Source organism: Sphaerotilus natans (assembly GCF_900156335.1).
Lineage (GTDB): Bacteria > Pseudomonadota > Gammaproteobacteria > Burkholderiales > Burkholderiaceae_C > Sphaerotilus > Sphaerotilus natans.
The window spans coordinates 16871-34296 of record NZ_FTMZ01000004.1 but is presented as its reverse complement, the minus strand read 5'-3'; the positions used below and the strand labels follow the sequence as shown (position 1 = coordinate 34296).

Below are 17426 nucleotides of genomic sequence, written 5' to 3'. Positions count from 1 at the left end.
GGCCAGCGCGGTGGCGCGCTTCATCGCCGCATCGCGTCCCGCTCGATCTCGAAATCACGCCAGAACGCGGCGTCCTGCGCGGACGCGAAGTTGATGCGCATCTTCGTGCCCGGCTGACGCCGGGCGTGGAACAGGCTGCCGGGCGCGGTGCTCCAGCCGCGGTCGAGCAGGCGCTGCGCCAGCGCCTCGGTGTCCACGCCGGTCTCGACCCAGCCGAACAGGCCTTGCGGCGGGCAGACGAACTCGCAGCCCGCGTCCTGCGCCAGCCGCACGCTGCGTCCGCGCGCCGCGTCCAGCCGCGTCACCACCCGCTCGGCATGGCGGCGCAGCAGGCCCTGCTCCAGGCAGACCGCCACCGCCTGCTCCAGCAGCGCCGGCGTGGTCAGGCTGGCGAGCATCTTCACGTCGATCAGCCGCTCTATCCAGTCGGGCGGCGCCGCGACGAAGCCCACCCGCCAGCCCGGCGCGAGGATCTTCGAGAAGCCGCTGATGTGGAAGCAGCGCTTGAGCCCGTCGAGCGCGGCCAGCCGCGGCGCGTGTGCGGGCGCCAAGTGGGCGTAGGTGTCGTCCTCGATGACATGGAAGTCGTGCGTCTGCGCCAGCTGCAGCAGCTGATGGGCGGTGGCCAGCGACAGCATGCCGCCGGTCGGGTTGTGCAGCACCGAGACGGTCACGTACAGGCGCGGCCGGTGCTCGCGCGCCAGTGCCTCCATCACCGCCAGGTCGGGCCCGTCGGGGCCGCGCGGCACCGGCAGCAGCCGCATGCCCAGCAGCGTCAGCCGGGCATATTCGACCGACCACCCCGGCTCGTCGACCAGCACCGCATCGCCCGGCGCCAGCAGCGCGCGCGAGACCAGATCGAGCGCCTGGGTCGCGCCCAGCGTGCTCATGATCTGGCGCGGCGCGGCCCGCACGCCGATATCGGCCAGGCGCTGCGCCAGCGCCTCGCGCAGCCGCGGGTCGCCGGCCGGCTCGCCGTAGTGCAGTGCGGCGACCTGGGCCTCGTCGTCGCGGCCGGCGGCCATTGCCCGGCGCAGCGCGGCCTGCAGCATCGGCGCGTCCAGCCAGGCCGGCGGCAGCACGCCCAGGCCGGGGCCGGGCCGGCCGCCGCTGCCGAGCATGCCGCGGATCAGCGTGCTGGCATCGACCGGCACCCGCGGGCTGTCGGGCGGTGACGCGGCCGCGGCCTCGCCGCGTGCGGACGGGGCGGCACGCTCGCGCACGAAGAAGCCGCGCTGCCGCTGCGCCTCGACCAGGCCCTGCGCCAGCAGCTGGTCGTAGGTGGCGACGAGGGTGTGCGGGCTGACGCCGTGGCGCCGGGCGCCCTCGCGCACCGACGGCAGCCGGCTGCCCGGCGGCAGCAGGCGCTGGCGGATCAGCGCCGCATAGTGCGTGGCGAGCTGTTCGGAGAGCGTGCGATCGCCGTCGCGGCTGAGCTGCAGCGCCGCCGGCAGGGCGACAGGGAAAGCGGCTGTGTCGGTCGTCCGGGCCATACAGTGTGTCGGAATGTGGGGTAATCTGTACTGCAAGTGTATTGGTCGGCGTGCCTAGACTGCGCCTCATCATGAACACGATGTCCCCGATGTCCTCCCCGCTGCGGGACCTGGCGGCCGAGCGCCGCGGCCTCTGGCTGGGCCTGCTGGGCGTGGCGGTGTTCGCGCTGACCACGCCGATGACCCGGCTGGCGGTCGGGCCGCTGGAGGCGCCGCAGCTGCCGCCGCTGTTTGTCACCGCCGGGCGCGCGGCGGGTGCTGCGCTGCTCAGCCTGATCTTCCTGCTGTTGACCCGTGCGGCCTGGCCGACCCGTGCCGAGCGCGGCGCGCTGCTGCTGTCGGCCGCCGGCACGGTGCTGGGCTTTCCGCTGTGCCTGGCGATGGCGCTGCGCGAGGTGCCGTCGATGCACGCCTCGGTCATCACCGGTCTGCTGCCGCTGTGCACCGCCGCGGTCGGCGCCTGGCATCTGCGCCAGCGGCCTTCGCGCGGCTTCTGGCTCTGCGCGCTGGCCGGGGCGGCGCTGGTGCTGGGCTTTGCCTGGACGCAGGGCGGTGGCCGGGTGAGCGCCGCCGACGGCTGGCTGCTGCTGGCGATGCTGTGCGGGGCCGCCGGCTATGTGGCCGGCGCGCGGCTGTCGGCGGCGCGGCCGCCCGAGCAGGTGATCTGCTGGGTGCTGGTGATCAGCCTGCCGCTGACGCTGCCCGTCGCGCTGTGGTCGTGGCCGCCGGCGCCGCAGGCGGTGTCGGGCTCGGCCTGGGCGGGCTTCGCCTATGTCACCGTGTTCTCGATGTGGCTGGGCTTCTTCGCCTGGTACCGCGGCCTGGCGCTGGGCGGGCTGGTGCGGGTCAGCCAGGTGCAGATGCTGCAGCCTTTCCTGGCGCTGCTGGCGGCCGTGCCGCTGCTGGGCGAGCCGCTGCAGGCCGACACGCTGGTCTTCGCGCTGGCGGTGATGGCCTGCGTGGGCATCGGGCGGACAATGCCGGTCGGGCGCACGCCACCCCGAGTCCTGGCGGTCCCGTCTTCCCTGAACCGATCCGAGCCGGAGTGCCGTGCATGAGTGCTGCGATGACTGCTGCTGAATTTTCTTCCCCGTGGACGCTGGCGCATCGCGCCGAGCGCATGAACCCGTCGATCCTGCGCGAGATCCTCAAGGTCACCGACCGCCCCGGCATCCTGTCGATGGCCGGCGGCCTGCCTTCGCCCGAGAGCTTCCCGGTCGAGGCGATGCGCGCGGCCTGCGAGCGCGTGCTGCGCGACACCCCGCGCGAGGCGCTGCAATACGCCGCCAGCGAGGGCTTCGCGCCCTTGCGCGAATGGGTCGCGGCGCATCTGGCCGCGCAGGGCATGGCGGTCGGCGCCGACCAGGTCCTGATCACCACCGGCTCGCAGCAGGGCCTGGACCTGGTGGCCAAGGTGCTGGTCGATCCGGGCGCGCCGGTGGCGGTGGAGACGCCAACCTACCTGGGCGCGCTGCAGGCCTTCGCGCCGATGGAGCCGATCTTCGCCAGCGTCGCCAGCGATGCCGACGGCCCGCTGCCCGAGGCGGTGGCGGCGCTGGCGCACGACGCGCCGGGCACGCGCTTTCTTTATGTGCTGCCGAACTTCCAGAATCCGAGCGGCCGGCTGATGCCCGAGGCGCGCCGCGAGGCGCTGGTGGCTGCGGCTCAGCGGGCCGGCGTGCCGCTGGTCGAGGACAACCCCTACGGCGACCTGTGGTTCGACACCGCGCCGCCGCGCCCGCTGGCCGCGCGCTGGCCGGAGGGCACCATCTATCTGGGCTCGTTCTCGAAGGTGCTGGCGCCGGGGCTGCGGCTGGGCTATCTGGTGGCGCCGCGCGCGCTCTACCCGAAGCTGCTGCAGGCCAAGCAGGCCGCCGACCTGCACACGCCCGGCTTCAACCAGCGCGTGGTGCACGAGGTGATCCGCGACGGCTTCCTCGACACGCATGTGCCGAAGATCCGCACGATGTACCGCCGCCAGCGCGACGCGCTGTGCGAGGCGCTGCGCGAGCACCTGCCCGCCGGCAGCGAGTGGCAGCCGCCCTCGGGCGGCATGTTCTGCTGGATTCGCCTGCCCGAGGGCTGTGATGCGGTCGCGCTGCTGCCGCAGGCGGTGGAGCAGGGCATCGCCTTCGTGCCCGGCGCGGCCTTCTACGCCCGCCAGCCCGATGCGCGCACCGTGCGCCTGTCCTTCGTGACGCTGACGCCCGACGAGATCCGCACCGCGGTGGCCACGCTGGGCGCGCTGCTGCGCCGCCACCTGACCGAAGACGCGCCGACCCCAACGCCCTGACCATGACTGCTGCCGCTGCCCTGTCGCGCCGCTACGCGGTGCTCGATGTCTTCACCGCCGCGCCGCTGCTCGGCAACCCGCTGGCGGTCGTCATCGACGCCGAGGGCCTGAGCGATGCCCAGATGGCGGCCTACGCGCGCTGGACGAATCTCTCAGAGACCACCTTCCTGCTGCCGCCCGCCGATCCGGCCGCCGACTACCGGGTGCGCATCTTCACGCCCGGCGGCGAGCTGCCCTTCGCCGGCCATCCGACGCTGGGCAGCGCCCAGGCCTGGCTGGACGCGGGCGGCGTGCCACGGCACGCCGGCGAGGTGGTGCAGGAATGCGGCGTGGGCCTCGTGCGGGTGCGTCGGATCGACGGGCACGCGACGCGGCTGGCCTTCCAGGCGCCGCCGCTGCGCCGCAGCGGCCCGGCCGACGCCGCCACCGTCGCGCAGGTGCTGACCTCGCTGCGGCTCACCGTGCCCGAGGTGCTGCAGGTCGAGTGGATCGACAACGGTCCGGGCTGGCTCGGCGTGCGGCTGGCTGATGCGGCGGCGGTGCGGGCGCTGCAGCCTGACTTCGCGGTGATGGCGGCGGCGGGGCTGAAGATCGGCGCCGTCGGCGCCTGGCCGGCCGGCGGCGAGGTCGATGTCGAGGTGCGCGCCTTCGTGCCGGAGCTGGGCGTGCCGGAGGATCCGGTCACCGGCAGCCTGAACGCCGGCCTGGCGCAGTGGCTGACCGGCGCGGGCCTGCTGCCGGCGCGCTATGTGGCGGGGCAGGGCCACGCGCTCGGCCGCGACGGACGGGTGCATGTCGAGCGCATCGCCGCGGGCGAGAACGCCGGCGTGTGGATCGCCGGCGACGTGACGCGCTGCGTCAGCGGGACGCTGCGGCTCTGAGGCCGGCCGCGTCAGTCCTTGCGATAGCTGTCGTGGCAGCTCTTGCAGGTCTGCGCGGCGCCACCGAAGGCGGCCTTGATCTGGGCCAGATCGCCGGTCTTGGCCGCGGCGTTGAGCTTGTTGATCTCCTCGGTCATCTTGGTCATGCCGGCCTTGAACTTGTCCGATTCGGTCCAGATCTCGGGCTTGGCGCGGGTCTCGCCCTTGTCGGTGCCGGGGCCGAAGGCGGTGCCGGGCAGCGGCGCCAGCGCAGCCAGCAGCGCGGCGTTGTCGGCGGCGGCCTTGGCGTCGAACGGCGCCTTGCCATTGGCCATCGCGCCGATGCGGCCGAAGTGGGCGGCCATCACGGTGAAGCTGGCCTTGCGGTACTTGATCGCATCCTCGGGCTTCTGGAACTGGGCGCTGGCGGGCAGGGCGGCCAGCAGGCCGGTGGCGGTGCACAGGGCGAGGCAGAGGCGTTTCATCGGCAAGGTTCTCCGGTCGGAAATGAACATCTGAGGTGACCCGGGGGTCCGGGCCAGTGTAGCCTTCGCTCCGACGCCCTTCATGACGCAGGACACTTGATGAATCCGACTTCTTCCCCCCGGTCGAACGCGCTGGCGCGGGTTCGGATCTGGGATCTTCCGACCCGGCTGTTTCATGGGCTGCTGGCGCTGGCGGTGACTGGCGCGGTGGTGTCGGCCAAGATCGGCGGCAATGCGATGGTCTGGCATTCGCGCCTCGGGCTGGCAGTGCTGGCGCTGCTGGCCTTCCGGCTGGTCTGGGGGCTGGTGGGCGGGCGCTGGTCGCGCTTTGCCAGCTTTGTGCACGGTCCCGGCGCGCTGATGCGCCATCTGCGCGGCCAGCCGCGCCCGGGCGAGCATCTCGACGCCGGCCACAGCCCGACCGGCGCGCTGTCGGTGTTCGCGCTGCTGGCGCTGGTGGCGCTGCAGCTGGGCACCGGCCTGATCAGCGACGACGAGATCGCCTTCACCGGGCCGCTGTACGCCTGGGTCGACTCCGAGCTGGCGCTGAAGGCCACCTCCTGGCACCGCAGCTGGGGCCAGTGGCTGCTGCTGGGCATGATCGGCCTGCATCTGGCCGCGATCGTCTTCTACCGCCTGCGCGGCACCGACCTGGTGCGTCCGATGCTCGGCGGCGACAAGCTGCTGCCGGCCGAGGTGCCGGCCTCGCGTGACGATCTTCGCACTCGTGCGCTGGCGCTGGCGATCGCCGCGGCGGCGGTGGCGCTGGCCGCCTGGGTGGGTGCGCAGGGCGGCTAGACTGCGGCGCCATGGACCAACCCGAGACACGACTTGTCGTCGCGGACACGCCGGCCCTGATCGAGGCCGCCCGCGAGATCTTCCGTGACTACGCCGCCAGCCTGTCGTTCGACCTGTGCTTCCAGGATTTCGATGCGGAGCTGGCCGGGCTGCCGGCGCCCTATGCCGCGCCCGGCGGCACGCTGCTGCTGGCGCTGGTCGGCGGCGAGGTGGCGGGCTGCGGCGCCTTGCGCCGGCTGACCGATGTCGACTACCCGAACGCCTGCGAGATGAAGCGCCTCTATGTGCGCCGCGCGTTCCGGCGCTTCGGGCTGGGCCGGCAGATCGCCGAGACGCTGCTGGATGCGGCGCGCCTGGCGGGCTACTCCTCGGTGCTGCTCGACACGCTCGACGACATGGAGGCCGCGCGCGAGCTTTACGCCTCGCTGGGCTTCGTCGAGGTGCCGCCTTACTACTACAACCCGATTCCCGGCGCGCACTATCTGCGCGCCGAGCTGGATGGCAGCGGCGGCGGCAGCCGCTACTGATCGGTCTGCGGCGCCGCGGTCGGGTTACATCGGGGTACGGCGCTAGCATCCCGGGTTTTCGAGCTTCCCCGGAGAACTGCCCGATGGACGACACCAGTACCCCGATCCGCGCCGTCAGCGACCCCTGCCTGCTCGGCGAATCGCCGATGTGGCATCCGCAGGAGCAGGTGCTCTACTGGTGCGACATTCCCGGCCGGCGGGTGCATCGGCTCGATCCGGCCAGCGGCGCGACCGCCGCCTGGGACTTTCCCGTCGAGCCCGCCAGCCTGGCGCCGCTGCTCGGCGGCGGTCTGCTGCTGGCGATGCGCGACGGCCTGTGGCGTTTCGACCCGGCCAGCGGCGAGCGCGAGCGCCTGGCCGAGCCGCCCTACGATCCGGCGCATGAGCGCTTCAACGACGGCAAGAGCGATGCGCTCGGCCGCTTCTGGGTCGGCACGATCTACGAGCCGCGCACGCCGGCGCTGGCGGCGCTGTACTGCTGGTCGCATGGCGAGCTGCAGCGGGTGGCTGACGGCGTGACCGTCTCGAACGGCCTGGGCTGGAGTCCGGACGGGCGCACGATGTACTGGACCGACACCACCTCGCACACCATCCATGCGCTCGACATGGATGCGCATGACGGCAGCGTCTCGCGCCGACGGGTGTTCGCGTCCTTCCCGCTCAAGCAGGCGGGTCAGCCGCTCGAGGGCTATGGCGGGCGTCCCGACGGCGCTGCGGTCGACGTCGAGGGCTGCTACTGGGTGGCGATGTTCGAGGGCCAGCGCGTGCTGCGGCTGTCTCCGGCCGGCGAGGTGCTGCGCGAGATCCGCCTGCCAGTGCGCTGCCCGACCATGCCCTGCTTCGGCGGCGCCGACCTGAAGACGCTCTACATCACTACCGCGCGCGAGAAGCGCCCGGCCGAGGAACTGGCAGCCCAGCCGCTGGCGGGCTGCGTGCTGGCGCTGGAGGTCGACGTGCCGGGGCTGCCGGCGCAGTTCGCCCTGGGCTGAGCGGAGCAGGGGCAGGCGCCAGGATGGGCACCGGCATGGTGCATCACGATGAAAGCGCAATGTCATCGATCTTGCGCATCATCACGCCGTGTGACCGTCAAGTGTGATCAACCCGCGAATGAATGCACGAGCCTGGCGCAGTGTTGTATCGCGTGCACGCTTCAGGGGCGGTCGCTGCACGATGCGCTGAAACGATGCTGAAACGTCGAAGCTGTCGGGGTTTCCACGTATAATTCGGTGGTTTTGCCGAACCAGCCGATGAACAGCGTGAAGACAAGCACATCCGGGACGTTCCCGGAGCAGGTCGACCTCGATGAAGCATCAGTTGAGGATGGGCAGGAAGAATTCAAGAGCCTGACGAAGGAAGAGGCGCAAGCCCTTCGAAGCCGTCTCCCGCAGCTCTCTCCGTGGCGGGTGGTGGCGGCGCAAGCCGCGGCAGGTCTGGTGATGACGGTGCTGTGCTGGCTGGTCATCACGGGGCGGGGGGCGGTCTGGTCCGCGCTCTACGGTGCGGCCACCGTGGTGGTGCCGACGGCGCTTCTTGCGCGCGGCATGACCCGGATGAACCGGCTGCCAGAGGTGAAGGCGAACGTGGCTGCGTTCAATTTCATGTTCTGGGAGTTCCTGAAGATCGGGGTCTCGGTGGCCATGCTGGCGGCTGCGGTCCTGGTCGTGCCTGATCTGAGCTGGCCGGCCCTGCTGGTCACGATGATCGTGTGCATGAAGATGAACTGGCTGGCTCTGCTGTGGCAGGGTCGGGTGACAACCAATCGGTCTTAAGACAAAAGACAACCGTTCGAGAGAAGACGATGGCTGCCGATCAACACGCTCCGACCGCGGGTGAGTACATCTCCCACCACCTGGTCCACCTGACCAACCGTGCCCAGACCGGCATTGCCGACTTCTCGCTGACCGATCCGGTCCTGAAGCTGGACTCGCTGTTCTTCTCGATCCTGCTGGGCGTCGTCGGATGCTTCCTGCTGTGGAGCGTGGCGCGCAGCGTGACCTCCGGCGTGCCGGGTCGCCTGCAGGCTGCGGTCGAGTTCCTGGTCGAGATGGTCGACACCCAGGCCAAGGGCATCATTCACAACGAGGAGTCGCGCAAGGTCGTCGCTCCTCTGGCGCTGACCGCCTTCGTCTGGATCTTCCTGATGAACGCGATGGACCTGCTGCCGCTGGACCTGCTGCCGCGCCTGTGGGCCGGCATCTACGGCGCGATGGGCCATGATCCGCACCACGCCTACCTGCGCGTCGTGCCTACCGCCGACCTGTCGGTGACGCTGGGCATGTCGGTCACCGTGCTGCTGGCCTGCCTGTACTACAGCATCAAGATCAAGGGCCTGGGCGGCTGGGTCGGCGAGCTGTTCTCGGCACCGTTCCATGCACACGGTCCGGCCGCGATCCTGCTGGCCCCGATCAACTTCACGCTGCAGATCATCGAGTTCCTGGCCAAGACCATCTCGCACGGCATGCGACTGTTCGGCAACATGTTCGCCGGCGAGCTGGTGTTCATGCTGATTGCGCTGATGGGCGCGGTGGGCTTCGGCTCCTTCGGTGGCATCGCGCTGTGGTTCGGCCAGATCATCGCTGGCGCCGCCTGGGCCATCTTCCACATCCTGATCATCACGCTGCAGGCCTTCATCTTCATGATGCTGACCCTGGTGTACGTCGGCCAAGCGCACGACAAGCACTGATCTGGTCCTGAAGCACCCGGATCGATGCCGATCGGCATCGATCTTCCGCGCGAAATCTGTCACAGTCACGCCGGCCCGAAAAGGCTGGTGAGGCCGCAGGCGCGCCCGTCTCCCGGTTTCCCTTTCCCTTCCGTCCGTCAACAACCTCTCTTAGGAGCAATCATGGAAAACGTCCTCGGTCTCGTCGCTCTGGCTTGCGGCATCATCATCGGTCTGGGCGCGATCGGCGCTTGTATCGGTATCGCCCTGATGGGTGGCAAGTACCTCGAAGCCTCGGCTCGCCAGCCGGAGCTGATGAACGAGCTGCAGACCAAGATGTTCCTGCTGGCCGGTCTGATCGACGCGGCCTTCCTGATCGGCGTCGGTATCGCGATGCTGTTCGCCTTCGCGAACCCGTTCGTCCTGAAGTAATCGGTCTTTCTCGTCGTTCCCTGTTCCCCTAAACGACTTACACGAGAAAGGTCGAAGCCGTGAATCTGAACGCAACACTGTTGGCGCAGATCGTGGTCTTCGCGATCCTCTGGTGGTTCACGATGAAGTTCGTGTGGCCGCCGATCACGAAGGCGCTCGATGACCGCGCCAAGAAGGTCGCGGACGGTCTGGCTGCGGCCGACAAGGCCAAGCTGGAACTCCAGAGCGCCAACAAGCGCGTCGAGGAACAGCTCGTCCAATCGCGCAACGAGACCGCCAAGCTGCTGGCCGACGCTGAGAAGCGCGCCCAGGCCATCGTCGACGAGGCCAAGCGCCGCGCCGAAGACGAAGGTGCCAAGATCGTCGCCGCTGCCAAGGCCGAAGCCCAGCAGCAGTCGATCCAGGCCCGCGAAGCCCTGCGCTCGCAGGTGGCCGCACTGGCTGTCAAGGGCGCCGAGCAGATCCTCAAGCGCGAAGTCAACGCCGGCGTCCACGCCGAGCTGCTGACCCGCCTGAAGACGGAGCTGTGACATGGCCGAGCTCACTACCATCGCACGTCCCTACGCCGAAGCCCTGTTCCAGGTCGCCTCGAAGGGTGACGTGGCGGCCTGGAGCCGCCAGGTCGCCGCGCTGAGCGCGGTTGCTTCCGACGAGCAGCTGCGCCAGTTCGCCGACAGCCCGAAGGTGACCGCCGACCAGGTCTTCGACCTGATCAGCAGCGTCGCCGGCATGCCGCTCGAGACGGGTGTGCAGAACTTTCTGCGCACCGTGATCGAGAACGGTCGCCTCGTGGCGCTTCCCGCCATCGCCGAGCAGTTCCAAGCCTTGGTCAACGCCGCCTCCGGCGTGTCCGATGCCGTGATCTACAGCCCCTACCCGATCGAAGGCGAGCAGCTCGCCGAGGTCGTGGCAAGCCTGGAGAAGCGCTTCGCGCGCAAGCTGTCGGCCCGTGTCGAGCTGGAGCCGGAGCTGATCGGTGGCATCCGCGTGGTGGTGGGCGACGAGGTGCTTGACACCTCCGTCAAGGCCCGACTCGAACGCATGAAGGTGGCGCTGAGCGCTTGAATCGAATCCATCCTCTGGCTGGTCCGCGTGCCGCGCATACCCTGGTGGCGCGCCGGATCGGCTGGATTGGGAGCAAGCTATGCAATTGAATCCCGCAGAAATTTCTGAACTGATCAAGAGCCGCATCGACGGCCTTGGCGCCGCCGCCGACATCCGCAATCAGGGCACCGTGGTTTCGGTGACGGACGGTATCGTCCGAGTCCACGGCCTGAGCGACGTGATGCAGGGCGAAATGCTCGAGTTCCCGGGCGGTGTCCTGGGTCTGGCGCTGAACCTGGAGCGTGACTCCGTCGGCGCCGTGATCCTGGGCGAGTACGAGACCATTTCCGAAGGCGACACGGTCAAGTGCACCGGTCGCATTCTGGAAGTGCCGGTCGGCCCCGAGCTGATGGGCCGCGTCGTCAACGCGCTGGGCCAGCCGATCGACGGCAAGGGTCCGATCAACGCGAAGATGACCGACGTCGTCGAGAAGGTCGCCCCGGGCGTGATCGCACGGAAGTCGGTGGACCAGCCGGTCCAGACCGGCCTGAAGTCGATCGACTCGATGGTGCCGATCGGCCGTGGTCAGCGCGAGCTGATCATCGGCGACCGCCAGACCGGCAAGACCGCCGTGGCGATCGACGCGATCATCAACCAGAAGGGTCAGAACATGACCTGCGTCTACGTCGCGATCGGCCAGAAGGCTTCGTCGATCAAGAACGTGGTGCGCGCGCTGGAACAGAACGGCGCTCTGGACTACACCATCGTCGTGGCGGCATCGGCTTCCGAGTCGGCCGCCATGCAGTACCTGTCGGCCTACACCGGCTGCACGATGGGCGAGTACTTCCGCGATCGCGGCCAGGACGCGCTGATCGTCTATGACGATCTGTCCAAGCAGGCCGTCGCCTATCGCCAGGTCTCGCTGCTGCTGCGCCGCCCGCCGGGCCGCGAAGCCTTCCCTGGCGACGTGTTCTATCTCCACAGCCGTCTGCTGGAACGCGCAGCCCGCGTCAACGCCGACTACGTGGAAGCCTTCACCAAGGGCGAAGTCAAGGGCAAGACCGGTTCGCTGACCGCGCTGCCCGTGATCGAAACCCAGGCCGGTGACGTTTCCGCCTTCGTTCCGACCAACGTGATCTCGATCACCGACGGCCAGATCTTCCTGGAAACCTCGCTGTTCAACGCCGGTATCCGTCCCGCGATCAACGCCGGTATCTCGGTGTCGCGCGTCGGTGGCGCTGCCCAGACCAAGCTGATCAAGGGCCTGTCCGGCGGTATCCGTACCGACCTGGCGCAGTACCGTGAACTGGCTGCGTTCGCGCAGTTCGCCTCGGACCTGGATGCCGCGACCAAGCGCCAGCTCGACCGCGGTGCCCGCGTGACCGAGCTGCTGAAGCAGTCGCAGTACGCTCCGCAGTCGATCAGCCTGATGGCAGCGACGCTGTACGCGGTCAACAAGGGCTTCCTGGATGACATCGAAGTGAAGAAGGTCCTGGCCTTCGAATCGGGCATGCACCAGTTCCTGAAGACCAGCCACGGCGCGCTGCTGAAGACGCTCGAGGACAAGAAGGCGATGGACAAGGATGCGGAAGCGGCGCTGAACGCCGCGATCACCGCGTTCAAGAAGTCCTTCGCCTAAACCGGAGCAGCGTCATGGCGGCAGGCAAGGAAATTCGCGGCAAGATCAAGAGCTTCGAGAACACGAAGAAGATCACCAAGGCCATGGAGATGGTCGCCGCGTCCAAGATGCGCAAGGCGCAGGATCGCATGCGTGCGGCTCGTCCGTATGCGGACAAGATCCGCATCATCACGGCCAACCTGTCGCAGGCGACGCCCGAGTACAAGCATCCGTTCGTGGTGAAGAACAGTGGCACGGGTCAGGTGGGCCTGATCGTCGTCTCGACCGACAAGGGTCTGTGCGGCGGTCTGAACACCAACGTGCTGCGCGTGGTCACCAACAAGATGCGCGAGCTCGAGGCGGCCGGCACCAAGGTGCAGGCCGTGGCGATCGGCAACAAGGGTCTCGGTTTCCTGAACCGGGTCGGTGCCAAGGTGGTCGCGCAGGCGACCCAGCTCGGCGACGTGCCCCACCTCGAGAAGCTGATCGGCCCGGTCAAGATCCTGCTGGACCAGTACGCCGAGGGCAAGCTCGACGCGGTCTATCTCTGCTACACCAACTTCATCAACACGATGAAGCAGGAGCCCCGCGTCGAGCAGCTCCTGCCGCTGTCGACGGATCGTCTGTCGCAGTCCGAGGCCGAAAAGCAGGCCCACGGCTGGGACTACCTGTACGAGCCGGACGCCAAGCTGGTCATCGATGACCTGATGGTGCGCTACGTCGAGGCCCTGGTCTACCAGGCCGTGGCAGAGAACATGGCGTCCGAGCAGTCGGCGCGCATGGTGGCCATGAAGGCCGCCACCGACAACGCGGGCACGCTGATCGCCGACCTGAAGCTGGTCTACAACAAGACCCGTCAGGCAGGCATCACCAAGGAACTGTCCGAAATCGTCGGCGGCGCCGCAGCCCTGGGCGGCTGATGCGGGTCCGGGCGACAGACGCAACGAATCAAGATTGAAGGAACGAAAAATGGCGACTACTCAAGCAGTGGGCAAGATCGTTCAGTGCATCGGCGCCGTGGTGGACGTGGAGTTCCCGCGCAACCAGATGCCGAAGATCTACGACGCGCTGAAACTCGAAGGCAGCGCGCTGACGCTGGAAGTGCAGCAGCAGCTGGGCGACGGCGTGGTGCGGACCATCGCGCTGGGCTCGTCGGACGGTCTGCGTCGCGGCATCGAGGTGAAGAACACCGGTGCTCCGATCACCGTGCCGGTCGGCCCCGCCACGCTGGGCCGCATCATGGACGTGCTGGGCAGCCCGATCGACGAGCGCGGCCCGGTCAGCAACGAGCTGTCGGCGTCGATCCACCGCAAGGCCCCGGCCTACGACGAGCTGAGCCCGTCGCAAGAGCTGCTGGAAACCGGCATCAAGGTGATCGACCTGATCTGCCCGTTCGCCAAGGGCGGCAAGGTGGGTCTGTTCGGTGGCGCCGGCGTCGGCAAGACCGTGAACATGATGGAACTCATCAACAACATCGCCAAGGCCCACAGCGGTCTGTCGGTGTTCGCTGGTGTGGGCGAGCGTACCCGCGAGGGCAACGACTTCTATCATGAAATGGCCGATTCCGGCGTCGTGAACCTGGAGAACCTGGGCGAGTCCAAGGTCGCCATGGTCTACGGCCAGATGAACGAGCCCCCGGGCAACCGTCTGCGCGTGGCGCTGACCGGTCTGACGATCGCGGAATCCTTCCGTGACGAAGGCCGTGACGTGCTGTTCTTCGTGGACAACATCTACCGTTACACCCTGGCCGGTACCGAAGTGTCCGCGCTGCTGGGCCGCATGCCGTCCGCGGTGGGCTACCAGCCGACGCTGGCCGAGGAAATGGGCCGTCTGCAAGAGCGGATCACGTCGACCAAGGTCGGCTCGATCACCTCGATCCAGGCCGTCTACGTTCCCGCGGATGACCTGACCGACCCGTCGCCGGCGACCACCTTCGGTCACCTGGACGCCACCGTCGTGCTGTCGCGTGACATCGCCGCGCTGGGCATCTACCCGGCCGTCGATCCGCTCGACTCGACCTCGCGCCAGATCGACCCGAACGTCATCGGCGAAGACCACTACGCGACGACCCGTTCGGTGCAGGGCATCCTGCAGCGCTACAAGGAACTGCGCGACATCATCGCGATCCTGGGCATGGACGAACTGGCGCCGGAAGACAAGCTGGCCGTGGCTCGCGCCCGGAAGATCCAGCGCTTCCTGTCGCAGCCCTTCCACGTCGCGGAAGTGTTCACCGGCTCCCCCGGCAAGTACGTGCCGCTGAAGGAAACCATCCGTGGCTTCAAGATGATCGTCGCCGGCGAGTGCGATCACCTGCCGGAGCAGGCCTTCTACATGGTCGGCACCATCGACGAAGCCTTCGAGAAGGCGAAGAAGATGCAGTGAGCCGGCTGACGGCTGCTGTCCGCCCGCTCCCCGCGGGTGGGTCGGGCAGCGCCGCCACCTCCGTCTCCTGACTCTCTTCAAACCAACGAAGGAACACCATGGCAACGATCCACGTGGACGTCGTCTCGGCTGAACAGTCGATCTTCTCGGGCGAGGCGAAGTTCGTCGCGCTGCCGGGCGAGAACGGCGAGCTGGGCATCCTGCCCCGCCACACGCCGCTGATCACCCGCATCAAGCCGGGCGCGGTGCGCATCGAGCGCGCCGACAATGGCCAGGAAGAGTTCGTGTTCGTGGCCGGCGGCATTCTCGAGGTGCAGCCCGACCGCGTGACCGTGCTGGCCGACACCGCGATCCGCGGTCATGACCTCGACGAGGCCAAGGCCCTGGAAGCCAAGCGCGTGGCCGAGGAAGCGATCAAGAACGCCAAGAGCGACATCGATCTGGCCCGTGCCCAGAGCGAGTTCGCGCTGATGGCCGCCCAGATCGCCGCGATCCAGAAGCTGCGTCGCAAGTGACGCGACGTGTGACGTGACGGGATGAAGACCTGCGGCCTGCCGCAGGCGCACACCGGCCACGACACCCCCCAACGCCCGCGCAGGCCCAGGCCTCGCGGGCGTTGTCATTGGTGCTGCCCGGCCCGGTTCAGCCGAGTTCGACCGGGTCCGGCAGCTCGTTGTCGCGTGTGCCGGCCGAGTTGGGGTCGGCGGGAAAATGCTGGCGCAGCCAGCCGTCGAGCGTGGCCACCGCGGCCAGCAGCGCCTGCTCGTGCCGGCCCTCGTGCAGTGGGCCTTGCATCGCCTCGACCAGCGCCTGCCAGTCGGCCGGAGCGATCCGGCGGTGCAGGGCCCGGTCGGCTACCACCTCGATCGCCCGGTCGGCCAGCAGCAGATGGATCAGCACACCGTTGTTGCGCTCGGTGTCCCAGACGCGCAGCTTGGCGAACACCGCCAGGGCGCGCTCGCGCGGGCTGGCCCGCCCGCGCAGATAGCGCCAGGGCAGGGCGGCTTCGACGCACAGGCGGATCTGGCCGTCGTGGCCCTGTTCGCTGGCGGTGATGGCCTGCTGCAGCCGCTGCAGCGCGGCCGCATCGAGCGCGCGATGCACCGCGCGCCGGCCGGTGGCGAGATGGCGCAGCATGCGCAGCATCGTGTCGATCATGACGTGTTCCTGTCCTTCGGCTCACCAGCCGCCCGAGGAGCCGCCGCCGCCGAAGCTGCCGCCGCCGCCCGACGAGAAGCCGCCGCCCGAGGACGAGCTGCCATCGCTCGAGGACGATCCGCCGTCGCTCCAGCTCCAGCTCCAGCCGCTGCCGCCGCGCGTGTCCGTCACCCGGGCGATCGCCGAGCTGATCGCCATCAGCACCGCCACCCCGAAGCCCAGCACGCCCAGCGCCACGATCGGAATCATCGCGCCGCCGCCCAGCAGGGCACCGAGCAGCACACCGACCCCGCCACTGAGCAGCGGTCCGAGCAGTCGGCCCGTCAGGCTGACCAGCACCCGCGCGACCACCGGCACCACGAAGGCGCCGGTGAGCAGCCAGGGGATATCCTCGTCGCCGGCCCCTGTGGTGTCGTGCGAGCCGCTCTCGCCGTGGGTGTCGGGTTCGGGTGCGGGCAGCTTCTCGCCGCGGATCAGGCTGTCGATCTGGCTGACGGCGGCCGAAATGCCGCCGGCGTAGTCGCCTTGGCGGAAGGCGGGCGCCATGCGCTCGCGGATGATGCGCCCGGCCACCACGTCGGGCACCGCGCCTTCCAGCGTGCGCGCCACCTCGATGCGCATGCGCCGGTCCTGCACCGCCACGACGATCAGCAGGCCGTCGCCGATCTCGCGCCGGCCGATCTTCCACTGGTCGGCCACCCGATGCGCATAGGCGGCGATGTCCTCGGGCTGGGTCGTGGCCAGCGTCAGCACCACCAGCTGCGCGCCGGTCTCGCGCTCGAGGCGCGCGAGCTGCTCGACCAGCGCGGCCCGGCCACTGCCGAGCACGCCGGCCTGGTCGATCACTCGGTCCGACAGCGCCGGCACCGGCTGCAGCCCCTGGGCCTGCGCGCCCAGGGTCAGGGCCCAGGCCAGCAGCAGACCTGCGGCCAGCCAGCGCAGGAAGCCGTGCGCGTGCCTCATGGCCGGTTCAGCGCGAGGCGGCCGCCGCCGGCTTGTCGAAGCTCACCGCGGGCGGCGCACTGATCTGCGCCTCGTTGGCCACCGTGAAGCTCGGCTTCACTTCGTAGCTGAAGACCTTCGCGGTCAGGTTGCTGGGAAAGCTGCGCGCCAGGATGTTGTAGTCCTGCACCGCCTGGATGTAGCGGTTGCGGGCCACGGTGATGCGGTTCTCGGTGCCCTCGAGCTGCACGCGCAGGTCCTGGAAGCCCTGGTTGGCCTTCAGGTTCGGGTAGTTCTCGGTGACGACCAGCAGGCGGCCGAGCGCGCCGGAGAGCTCGCCCTGCGCGTCCTGGAAGCGCTTGAAGGCGGCCGGGTCGTTGATGAGCTCCGGCGTGGCCTGGATCGAGGTGGCCTTCGCGCGGGCCTCGACCACCTTTGTCAGCGTCTCCTGCTCGAAGTTCGCCTCGCCCTTGACGGTGGCGACCAGGTTGGGCACCAGATCGGCACGGCGCTGGTACTGGTTGAGCACCTCGGCCCAGCTCGACTTGACCTGCTCGTCCAGGCGCTGGAAGTCGTTGTAGCCGCAGCCCGACAGCACCGCGGCCCAGAGCAGGGCGGCACCCAGGCGCAGCGACGGCCATGAAAAGAGGCTCAGGAACATCGGGGATCCCTCCGGAGGTGTCGTGACTGTGAAACTGTGTCAGGCTGCGTACTTCGACACAGATCAAGACC

Annotated in this window: 20 protein-coding genes; 15 read left to right on the top strand and 5 right to left on the bottom strand. The window is 69.0% G+C overall.

Features of this window, described 5'->3' with window-relative positions; genetic code table 11:
* Positions 1–20: 20 nt before the first annotated feature.
* Entirely contained in the window at positions 21–1493 is a 1473-nt protein-coding gene (locus BW996_RS04945; protein ID WP_051631448.1) for an aminotransferase-like domain-containing protein, read from the bottom strand.
* Between the two features lie 89 nt (positions 1494–1582).
* Between BW996_RS04945 and BW996_RS04940 the strand changes: the two genes are divergently transcribed.
* The 3 genes from BW996_RS04940 to BW996_RS04930 are packed head-to-tail and all read left to right on the top strand — an operon-like array spanning position 1583 to position 4667.
* Positions 1583–2551 (top strand): DMT family transporter, encoded by a 969-nt coding sequence (locus BW996_RS04940; protein WP_037477538.1) that lies wholly within the window; start codon positions 1583–1585, stop codon positions 2549–2551.
* 8 nt (positions 2552–2559) lie between these two features.
* Positions 2560–3786, top strand: coding sequence for an aminotransferase-like domain-containing protein (locus BW996_RS04935; protein WP_037477540.1), 1227 nt, complete (start codon positions 2560–2562; stop codon positions 3784–3786).
* Between the two features lie 2 nt (positions 3787–3788).
* A complete protein-coding gene (locus BW996_RS04930) occupies positions 3789–4667 on the top strand; it encodes a PhzF family protein (protein WP_076458710.1) in 879 nt (292 codons plus the stop codon).
* 11 nt (positions 4668–4678) lie between these two features.
* Here BW996_RS04930 and BW996_RS04925 read toward each other — a convergent pair whose 3' ends face one another.
* Positions 4679–5131, bottom strand: coding sequence for a c-type cytochrome (locus tag BW996_RS04925; RefSeq protein ID WP_175619089.1), 453 nt, complete (start codon positions 5129–5131; stop codon positions 4679–4681).
* Positions 5132–5230: 99 nt separating this feature from the next.
* Between BW996_RS04925 and BW996_RS04920 the strand changes: the two genes are divergently transcribed.
* The 12 genes from BW996_RS04920 to BW996_RS04865 all read left to right on the top strand — a co-directional run bounded on the left by BW996_RS04920 (position 5231) and on the right by BW996_RS04865 (position 15109).
* Positions 5231–5929 carry a cytochrome b/b6 domain-containing protein gene (locus BW996_RS04920; protein WP_076458706.1) on the top strand — a complete coding sequence of 233 codons (699 nt, stop codon included), beginning with the start codon at positions 5231–5233 and terminating at the stop codon, positions 5927–5929.
* 11 nt (positions 5930–5940) lie between these two features.
* Positions 5941–6456 carry a GNAT family N-acetyltransferase gene (locus BW996_RS04915; RefSeq protein WP_076458705.1) on the top strand — a complete coding sequence of 172 codons (516 nt, stop codon included), beginning with the start codon at positions 5941–5943 and terminating at the stop codon, positions 6454–6456.
* Between the two features lie 83 nt (positions 6457–6539).
* A complete protein-coding gene (locus BW996_RS04910) occupies positions 6540–7445 on the top strand; it encodes an SMP-30/gluconolactonase/LRE family protein (RefSeq protein ID WP_076458702.1) in 906 nt (301 codons plus the stop codon).
* 258 nt (positions 7446–7703) lie between these two features.
* The gene (locus BW996_RS04905) at positions 7704–8225 is read left to right on the top strand and encodes an ATP synthase subunit I (protein ID WP_081838172.1); all 522 of its coding nucleotides are present in this window, start codon (positions 7704–7706) and stop codon (positions 8223–8225) included.
* Between the two features lie 29 nt (positions 8226–8254).
* Positions 8255–9139: a F0F1 ATP synthase subunit A gene (gene atpB / locus BW996_RS04900; RefSeq protein WP_037483068.1), complete on the top strand. Its 885-nt coding sequence runs from the start codon at positions 8255–8257 to the stop codon at positions 9137–9139.
* Positions 9140–9301: 162 nt separating this feature from the next.
* Positions 9302–9550 (top strand): F0F1 ATP synthase subunit C, encoded by a 249-nt coding sequence (gene atpE / locus BW996_RS04895; RefSeq protein WP_012348532.1) that lies wholly within the window; start codon positions 9302–9304, stop codon positions 9548–9550.
* A 59-nt stretch (positions 9551–9609) separates the two neighbouring features.
* A complete protein-coding gene (locus tag BW996_RS04890; protein ID WP_037483075.1) occupies positions 9610–10080 on the top strand; it encodes a F0F1 ATP synthase subunit B in 471 nt (156 codons plus the stop codon).
* Between the two features lies 1 nt (position 10081).
* The gene (locus tag BW996_RS04885) at positions 10082–10615 is read left to right on the top strand and encodes a F0F1 ATP synthase subunit delta (protein ID WP_037483080.1); all 534 of its coding nucleotides are present in this window, start codon (positions 10082–10084) and stop codon (positions 10613–10615) included.
* 79 nt (positions 10616–10694) lie between these two features.
* Positions 10695–12233 carry a F0F1 ATP synthase subunit alpha gene (gene atpA, locus BW996_RS04880; RefSeq protein WP_037483083.1) on the top strand — a complete coding sequence of 513 codons (1539 nt, stop codon included), beginning with the start codon at positions 10695–10697 and terminating at the stop codon, positions 12231–12233.
* A 14-nt stretch (positions 12234–12247) separates the two neighbouring features.
* Complete coding sequence (atpG, locus tag BW996_RS04875) at positions 12248–13132, top strand: F0F1 ATP synthase subunit gamma (protein WP_037483086.1); 885 nt, start codon at positions 12248–12250, stop codon at positions 13130–13132.
* Between the two features lie 49 nt (positions 13133–13181).
* Positions 13182–14594: a F0F1 ATP synthase subunit beta gene (gene atpD / locus BW996_RS04870; RefSeq protein WP_037483088.1), complete on the top strand. Its 1413-nt coding sequence runs from the start codon at positions 13182–13184 to the stop codon at positions 14592–14594.
* Positions 14595–14692: 98 nt separating this feature from the next.
* Entirely contained in the window at positions 14693–15109 is a 417-nt protein-coding gene (locus BW996_RS04865) for a F0F1 ATP synthase subunit epsilon (protein WP_037483089.1), read from the top strand.
* 127 nt (positions 15110–15236) lie between these two features.
* Here the strand turns inward: BW996_RS04865 and BW996_RS04860 are convergent, their stop codons facing one another.
* The 3 genes from BW996_RS04860 to BW996_RS04850 are packed head-to-tail and all read right to left on the bottom strand — an operon-like array spanning position 15237 to position 17355.
* Complete coding sequence (locus tag BW996_RS04860) at positions 15237–15752, bottom strand: TPM domain-containing protein (protein ID WP_037483091.1); 516 nt, start codon at positions 15750–15752, stop codon at positions 15237–15239.
* A 21-nt stretch (positions 15753–15773) separates the two neighbouring features.
* Complete coding sequence (locus BW996_RS04855) at positions 15774–16715, bottom strand: TPM domain-containing protein (RefSeq protein WP_037483093.1); 942 nt, start codon at positions 16713–16715, stop codon at positions 15774–15776.
* Positions 16716–16722: 7 nt separating this feature from the next.
* Entirely contained in the window at positions 16723–17355 is a 633-nt protein-coding gene (locus BW996_RS04850; RefSeq protein ID WP_037483095.1) for a LemA family protein, read from the bottom strand.
* Between the last annotated feature and the right edge of the window lie 71 nt (positions 17356–17426).